This is a genomic window from Pseudomonas sp. AGC41 (assembly GCF_057334555.1).
The window spans coordinates 128,456-135,994 of sequence record NZ_JBHFJB010000116.1 but is presented as its reverse complement, the minus strand read 5'-3'; the positions used below and the strand labels follow the sequence as shown (position 1 = coordinate 135,994).

The 7,539-nt window shown below is 61.6% G+C and carries 7 protein-coding genes; 4 read left to right on the top strand and 3 right to left on the bottom strand.

Annotated elements, in window-relative coordinates:
- Positions 1-220: 220 nt before the first annotated feature.
- Together ACE04F_RS20215 and ACE04F_RS20210 are read right to left on the bottom strand one after the other, a co-directional pair.
- The gene (locus tag ACE04F_RS20215; protein WP_486109421.1) at positions 221-697 is read right to left on the bottom strand and encodes an FxsA family protein; all 477 of its coding nucleotides are present in this window, start codon (positions 695-697) and stop codon (positions 221-223) included.
- 66 nt (positions 698-763) lie between these two features.
- Positions 764-1,495 carry a HugZ family pyridoxamine 5'-phosphate oxidase gene (locus ACE04F_RS20210; RefSeq protein WP_486109419.1) on the bottom strand — a complete coding sequence of 244 codons (732 nt, stop codon included), beginning with the start codon at positions 1,493-1,495 and terminating at the stop codon, positions 764-766.
- 161 nt (positions 1,496-1,656) lie between these two features.
- Here ACE04F_RS20210 and ACE04F_RS20205 point away from each other — a divergent pair, with 161 nt between their 5' ends.
- Entirely contained in the window at positions 1,657-2,415 is a 759-nt protein-coding gene (locus tag ACE04F_RS20205; protein ID WP_486109417.1) for an SDR family oxidoreductase, read from the top strand.
- A 148-nt stretch (positions 2,416-2,563) separates the two neighbouring features.
- Here ACE04F_RS20205 and apbC read toward each other — a convergent pair whose 3' ends face one another.
- Positions 2,564-3,658 carry an iron-sulfur cluster carrier protein ApbC gene (gene apbC, locus ACE04F_RS20200; RefSeq protein ID WP_486109415.1) on the bottom strand — a complete coding sequence of 365 codons (1,095 nt, stop codon included), beginning with the start codon at positions 3,656-3,658 and terminating at the stop codon, positions 2,564-2,566.
- Between the two features lie 298 nt (positions 3,659-3,956).
- On the opposite strand from apbC, the gene metG reads away from it, so the two are divergent.
- The 3 genes from metG to rsxB all read left to right on the top strand — a co-directional run.
- Positions 3,957-6,002, top strand: a complete 2,046-nt coding sequence (gene metG / locus ACE04F_RS20195; RefSeq protein WP_486109413.1) for a methionine--tRNA ligase — start codon at positions 3,957-3,959, stop codon at positions 6,000-6,002.
- A gap of 128 nt (positions 6,003-6,130) precedes the next feature.
- Positions 6,131-6,703 (top strand): Rnf-Nqr domain containing protein, encoded by a 573-nt coding sequence (locus ACE04F_RS20190; RefSeq protein ID WP_486109411.1) that lies wholly within the window; start codon positions 6,131-6,133, stop codon positions 6,701-6,703.
- The coding region (rsxB, locus tag ACE04F_RS20185) for an electron transport complex subunit RsxB (RefSeq protein WP_486109409.1) at positions 6,700-7,539 on the top strand (840 nt) is incomplete at its 3' end. The genes ACE04F_RS20190 and rsxB, both read left to right, overlap by 4 nt.

Genomic DNA, 7,539 nt, shown 5'->3' with positions numbered 1-7,539 from the left:
GTCCCGGCGGGTTTAACAAAAGCCGGCGGAGCCGGGGTGCGGTTCGTCAAGCGAACCGCGGAAGTCTGTCCGGTGTCGCCACCGGAAACCTTGCGGTAACCCATACATAAGGGCGTGCAAGTCGATTACAAGGGTTGGATGTGAAATTTTTTACTTAACGAGCGCAAAACGAACACGGCACCCGAAGGTGCCGTGTGATTGGTTGCGCGTCACTGCAAAGCTACTTGGGGTCGCGGTGTTCGAACTCGCCTTCGATCACGTTGGGCTCACGACCCACCGGTTCCCGCGGCGTCGGGCCGCCACGGGGCTGAAGGTCATCGGCGAACGCTCGCTGGCGCATCGCCTGCTCTTCGGCGCGCTGGCGCATCTTGTTGGCGAGCAATCGACGGGTGAATGGCAACAGCATCACCAGGCCCAGCACGTCGCTGATGAAACCTGGCAGGATCAACAGGCCGCCACCCAAGGCCAACATCAGGCCCTCGAGCATGGTCTGGGCAGGCAGCTCGCCACGGCTCAGGCTTTCACGGGCACGCAACGCAGTGGCGAGGCCAGCAATACGCAGCACGAAGACACCGAGCATCGAGCCGAGAATGACCAGCAGCAGCGCCGGGAAAAAACCGATCGCACCGCTGACCTTGACGAATACGAACAGCTCCAACACCGGGAATAGCAGAAAGAGCAATAAAAAAGGGCGCATCAAAGGGTTCCTCTACGCAAGAATGCCTTGCTATGAAACCTTAAATGACGTCGCTCTTTCGTGAATTCAAGCATCGACCTCGGCATTTTTTGGCCATTGCTCGGCGTGAGCCAGATAAACCAAGGCTTCGCGCACTTGTGTCGGGGTGTTGCAACGGCTTGGAAACGCCAGCCAATGCAGCCCCTGTCCAATGCGCAGATGCAAGCCTTCGCTGTCGATGCCGACCAATAGCGCCGGTTCGTTTTTCGGCAGGCCGCTCAAGTCAACGTAATGGGCGATGGCCTTGGCGTGATCGGCATTCATATGTTCGATCATGTTCGTTTCGGCCTTGCCGGCGAAAGGATTGGCGAGGGTGATCTGGTCAATCCAGTGAATCGCACCGAAGCCGCCGATGTAGCGGTGGCGTACCGGGTCGAGCACCCAGAAGTCGAAGTCGTGGGCCCGGTGGTAGTTCTGCGACTCGGGGAAATAGCGGTAATAACGCTCGGCGGCGGCATCAATGGCCGCGCTGTCTTCGAGTTTCCGGGCCTCGGCCAGGTAGGTCAACCGGCCCACGGCCTGCACATCCTCAGCGCCGCGCTCACCCACTAGCATCGAGCATTTGGGATCTTTTTGCAGGTTGTGGGTGTGCTGGGCAATGCGACTGATCAGGATCAGCGGCTGGCCCTGTTCATCCAGGCAATAGGGGACCACGGAGCCGAACGGAAAGCCGGGCATGGATTTGGAATGAGTGGAGAGCATTCCACGATATTCCTTGAGGAGCAATTCCCGGGCATGTTTGGCAGCTTCAACGCTCAATTTATGACTCCTTTAATAAAGTCCGTCTAGAAAACGGTCAGGAGAGTGGAGTAATGTTCCGCTACACCTGTGGGACTGTTCTTGTATACGGCCGGGCCACACCGCCGCGAATCGAGAGTTCTATCGCAGTCCCTCCACCGCTGCGCCCTCTGGACATGAGAATGCAACTCACTGACAAAGTAATCATTATCACCGGCGGTTGCCAGGGCCTGGGTCGTTCCATGGCCGAGTATTTCGCGGACAAGGGCACCAGGCTAGCGCTCGTCGACCTCAATCAGGAGAAACTCGACCAGGCGGTCGCTGCCTGTGCAGCCAAGGGCGTTGAGGCCCGGGCCTACTTGTGCAACGTGGCCAATGAAGACCAGGTGATCGACATGGTTGCCCGCGTGGCGGAAGACTTCGGCGCGATCCATGGGCTGATCAATAACGCCGGCATCCTGCGTGACGGCCTATTGCTCAAGGTCAAGGACGGCGAAATGACCAAGATGAGCCTGGCCCAGTGGCAGGCCGTGATCGACGTGAACCTGACCGGCGTGTTCCTGTGCACCCGTGAAGTCGCGGCAAAAATGGTCGAGCTGAAGAACAGCGGCGCCATCATCAATATCTCGTCGATCTCCCGCGCCGGCAATATCGGCCAGACCAACTACTCGGCCGCCAAGGCCGGCGTTGCCGCCGCTACAGTGACCTGGGCCAAGGAACTGGCGCGTTATGGCATCCGGGTAGCGGGCATTGCGCCGGGTTTCATTGAAACCGAAATGACCCTGGGCATGAAACCCGAAGCCTTGGAAAGAATGACATCCGTGATCCCGCTCAAGCGCATGGGCAAGCCCGAGGAGATTGCGCATTCGGCGGCCTATATCTTCGAGAACGACTATTACACCGGTCGGATCCTGGAGATGGATGGCGGGATGCGGATCTGAACCCACACCATAACTCCTGTGGGAGCGAGCCTGCTCCGGGCGGCGATCCGACGATGGCGTCGGGTCAGTCAGCTTGGATGTGACTGATACTCCGCCATCGCGAGCAGGCTCGCTCCCACAGTGGATAGGGTTTCAATCTATCAATCTATCAATCGTCGCTGATGGTGATGTTCGGCATCGCCGGCGACGCGGCCTCCTGCAACACGATCCGCGCGCCCACGTGGCGGGCCAGCTCCTGATAGACCATGGCGATCTGGCTGTCCGGTTCGGCGATGACGGTCGGCTTGCCACCGTCGGCCTGCTCGCGGATCACCATCGACAACGGCAGCGAGGCCAGCAGCTCGACACCGTACTGGCTCGCCAGCTTTTCCCCACCACCTTCCCCGAACAGATGCTCGGCGTGCCCGCAGTTCGAGCAGATGTGCACGGCCATGTTTTCCACCACGCCCAGCACCGGGATGTTCACCTTGCGGAACATCTCCACGCCCTTGCGCGCGTCCAGCAGGGCCAGATCCTGTGGCGTGGTAACGATCACCGCGCCGGCCACCGGGACCTTCTGCGCCAAGGTCAGCTGGATATCGCCAGTGCCTGGGGGCATGTCGATCACCAGGTAATCCAAGTCGCCCCAGGCGGTTTGTGTGACCAGTTGCAACAAGGCCCCGGACACCATCGGCCCACGCCAGACCATCGGTGTGTTGTCGTCGGTGAGGAAGGCCATGGACATGACCTCCACGCCGTGGGATTGCAGCGGTACGAACCACTTCTGGTCCTTTATCTGCGGCCGGGTGCCCTCGGCAATGCCGAACATGATGCCCTGACTCGGACCGTAGATATCCGCGTCGAGAATACCGACCTTTGCCCCTTCACGGGCCAGGGCCAGCGCCAGGTTGGCGGCGGTGGTGGATTTGCCAACGCCGCCCTTGCCGGAAGCTACGGCGATGACGTTCTTGACGTTAGCCAACCCCGGCACCTGGGCCTGCGCCTTGTGGGCGGAGATCACGCTGGTGACCTGGACCTTGGCGGTTGCCACCCCATCCAGGCCTTCGATCGCCATCTGCAGCATCTGCGCCCAACCATTCTTGAACAGCTCGGCGGCATAACCGATTTCCAGCTCGACACTGACGCGATCGCCCTGGATATCGACGGCTCGCACGCATCCGGCGCTGACCGGGTCCTGGTTCAGGTAAGGGTCGGTGTACTGGCGAAGGACGGCTTCCACCGCTGCGCGATTGACGGCGCTCATGGGCAACTCCGATAACAAGACTTGAAAACAGGCCGCTATCCTACGCCGCACGCTCTCGCGTGGCGACCCGATTAAAGGCGACGACCGCTCTTGTGGCGAGGGAGCTTGCTCCCGCTCGGCTGCGCAGCAGTCGCAACGAGGTTGACGCTGTCGATCAGCAAGGACGTAGAACCGTTTTGGGGCGGCTTCGCCCCCCAGCGGGAGCAAGCTCCCTCGCCACAAAAAGGCCAGCGGGGTGAAATATATTTCCCGGCGCTTTATAGTGGCCGACCTCCGTTTCATCAAGTAGCCGAGCCCCATGTCCGAGCCACGCAAGATTCTCGTCACCAGCGCCCTGCCCTATGCCAATGGTTCGATTCACCTTGGCCATATGCTGGAATACATCCAGACCGATATGTGGACGCGCTTTCAGAAACATCGCGGCAACCAGTGCATCTATGTCTGCGCCGACGACGCCCACGGGTCGGCGATCATGCTGCGCGCGGAAAAGGAAGGCATCACCCCGGAACAACTGATCGCCAACGTCCAGGCTGAACACAGCGCCGACTTTGCCGAGTTCCTGGTGGACTTCGACAACTTCCACTCCACTCACGCCGAAGAAAACCGTGAGCTGTCGAGCCTGATCTACCTGAAGCTGCGTGACGCCGGGCATATCGCTACCCGTTCGGTCACCCAATACTTCGACCCGGAAAAGAAAATGTTCCTGGCCGACCGCTTCATCAAGGGCACCTGCCCGAAATGCGGCACCGAAGACCAGTACGGCGACAACTGCGAGAAATGCGGCGCCACCTACGCACCGACCGACCTGAAAGACCCGAAATCAGCGATTTCCGGCGCGACGCCGGTGCTCAGGGATTCTCAGCACTTCTTCTTCAAGCTGCCGGACTTCCAGGAAATGCTCCAGACCTGGACCCGCAGCGGCACACTGCACGACGCGGTGGCGAACAAGCTCGCCGAATGGCTCGACTCCGGTTTGCAGGAATGGGACATCTCCCGCGATGCGCCGTATTTCGGCTTCGAAATTCCCGGCGAGCCTGGCAAGTACTTCTATGTATGGCTGGACGCACCCATCGGCTACATGGCGAGCTTCAAGAATCTTTGCGATCGCACCCCGGAGCTGGACTTCGACGCGTTCTGGGCCAAGGACTCCACGGCCGAGGTGTATCACTTCATCGGCAAGGACATCGTCAATTTCCACGCGCTGTTCTGGCCCGCCATGCTTGAAGGCGCCGGTTTCCGCAAGCCGACCGGCATCAATGTGCATGGCTACCTGACCGTCAACGGCCAGAAAATGTCCAAGTCCCGCGGCACCTTCATCAAGGCGCGGACGTACCTGGATCACCTGTCGCCCGAATACCTGCGCTACTACTACGCGGCCAAGCTCGGCCGTGGCGTCGACGACCTCGACCTGAACCTCGAGGACTTCGTGCAGAAGGTCAACTCCGACCTGGTGGGCAAGGTCGTCAACATCGCCAGCCGTTGCGCCGGGTTCATCCACAAGGGCAACGCCGGCGTGCTGGTGGCGGGTAACGCCGCACCGGAACTCACCGACGCTTTCCTGGCCGCTGCGCCAAGCATCGCCGAGGCCTATGAGAGCCGCGACTTTGCCCGCGCCATGCGTGAAATCATGGCCCTGGCCGACCGCGCCAATGCCTGGATCGCCGAAAAGGCCCCGTGGTCGCTGGCCAAGCAGGAAGGCAAGCAGGACGAAGTCCAGGCAATCTGCGCCTTGGGCATCAACCTGTTCCGCCAGTTGGTGATTTTCCTCAAGCCGGTGCTGCCATTGCTGGCGGCCGACGCCGAAGCGTTCCTGAACATTGCGCCGCTGACCTGGAACGATCACCAGACGCTGCTGAGCAATCATCAACTGAACGCGTTCCAACCGTTGATGACCCGCATCGACCCGGCCAAGGTCCAGGCCATGATCGACGCGTCCAAGGAAGACCTCGCCGCCAGCCAGACCGACACCGGCGCCCCTGCCGGCAACGGCGAGCTGGCCAAGGATCCGCTGTCGCCGGAAATCGATTTCGATGCCTTCGCCGCCATCGACTTGCGCGTGGCGCTGATCGTCAAGGCTGAAGCCGTCGAAGGCGCCGACAAACTGTTGCGCCTGACCCTGGACATCGGCGATGAGCAGCGCAACGTGTTCTCCGGCATCAAGAGCGCCTACCCGGATCCGGCCAAGCTCGAAGGTCGGCTGACGATGATGATTGCCAACCTCAAGCCACGCAAAATGCGCTTCGGCATTTCCGAAGGCATGGTCATGGCGGCCGGTCCTGGCGGCGAGGAAATCTACCTGCTGAGCCCCGACAGCGGCGCCAAGCCGGGTCAGCGGATCAAATAACGCGACTGCGCGCTGCACCGATCCCACAGTCGCTGTCGAGCGGCTGTGGGATTTTCATATCTGGCCGGCCCTCGCGGCGTGCCGGATAATGCCTGATCTTTCAACCGGCTCCCCGTTGCCCCATGCCCATGACTGACATCCTTCTCTCGCTGTTCAGCGCTGCCCTGATCAACAACCTCGTGTTGCATTGGCCGCTGGGCGTCGATCCGCTGCTGGCGGCCAAGGGGCGGAGCCGGGTACACGCCCTTGGCCTGGCGACAGCCGGCCTGATGCTGGTTGTCGGGACCCTCGGTTATCTGCTCGATCGCTGGCTGCTGGTTCCGGCGCAGCTGACATCGCTACGGTTATTCGTATGGCTGCCCCTGAGCGTGCTGCTGATCAGCCCGTTGCTGCGCCTGCTGACGCATTGGCTGCCGTCGCAGCCGTTCGATGGCTTGTGGCCGCTGCTGTTCGGCAATGCCGGCGTACTGGGCGTCACGCTGCTCAACAGCCGGAACGACCAAGGCCTGGGCCAGGCCATGGCCCTCAGCCTGGGCGCCGGGCTGGGTTTCTGGCTGGTCTTGAGCCTGTTCGAGGACTTGCGCCAGCGAGTCCAGGATAACGATATCCCCTTGCCATTTCGGGGCTTGCCAATCCAGTTGATCAGCGTCGGGTTGATGGCGGTGGCATTTCTCGGGTTGCGCGGATTGGTCAAGCCATGAACCTGATTCAACGTATCGACGCCCTGCTGCCGCAGACCCAATGCGGCAAGTGCGGCCATCCCGGCTGCAAGCCTTACGCCGAAGGCATCGCCCAGGGTGAACCGATCAACAAATGCCCACCCGGCGGACGCGAAACCATCGCGGCCCTGGCCAAGCTGATGACCGTGCCGGTACTCGAACTGGACGCCAGCCGTGGCTCGGCCCCGGCGCAGATCGCGTACATCCGCGAAGCCGAGTGCATCGGCTGCACCAAGTGCATCCAGGCGTGCCCGGTGGATGCGATTGTTGGCGCGGCGAAGCTGATGCACACCGTTCTCATCGATGAGTGCACCGGCTGCGACCTCTGCGTGGCGCCTTGCCCGGTGGATTGCATCGAGATGCGCCCACTGCCGGTGGCAACCGTGACGCCGGTCGTCGGTGGCCTGGCCTTCAGCATCGAAGAACAGCAGGCGCGGACCGCCAAGCGCAATCACGCCCGCCGCCGCTTCGAGCTGCGCAATGCGCGCCTGCGCCGCGAAGAAGAGCAGCGCCAGGCCGAGCGCCTGGCCCGAACCCAACGCAACGCTCAACCAGCCCAGGCCCAGCCACTTGATCCGGTGCAGGCTGCGCTGGAACGAGTGCGCGCGCAAAAAGCCGCCAGCGCCGACGCCGCCCTGAAAAAAGCCAAGGTCGACCTGGCCATGAGTCGGGCACAGCTGAATAAATCCTTGAAAGCGTTCGGCCATCCACCGACCTTCGAACAACAATCACAATTGATCGTGCTGCAACGCCAATTCGAAGCGGCAGAGGAGGCTCTGGCCAGATTGGAAGGCAGCGCGGCGCCCGCCGCGCCGGGG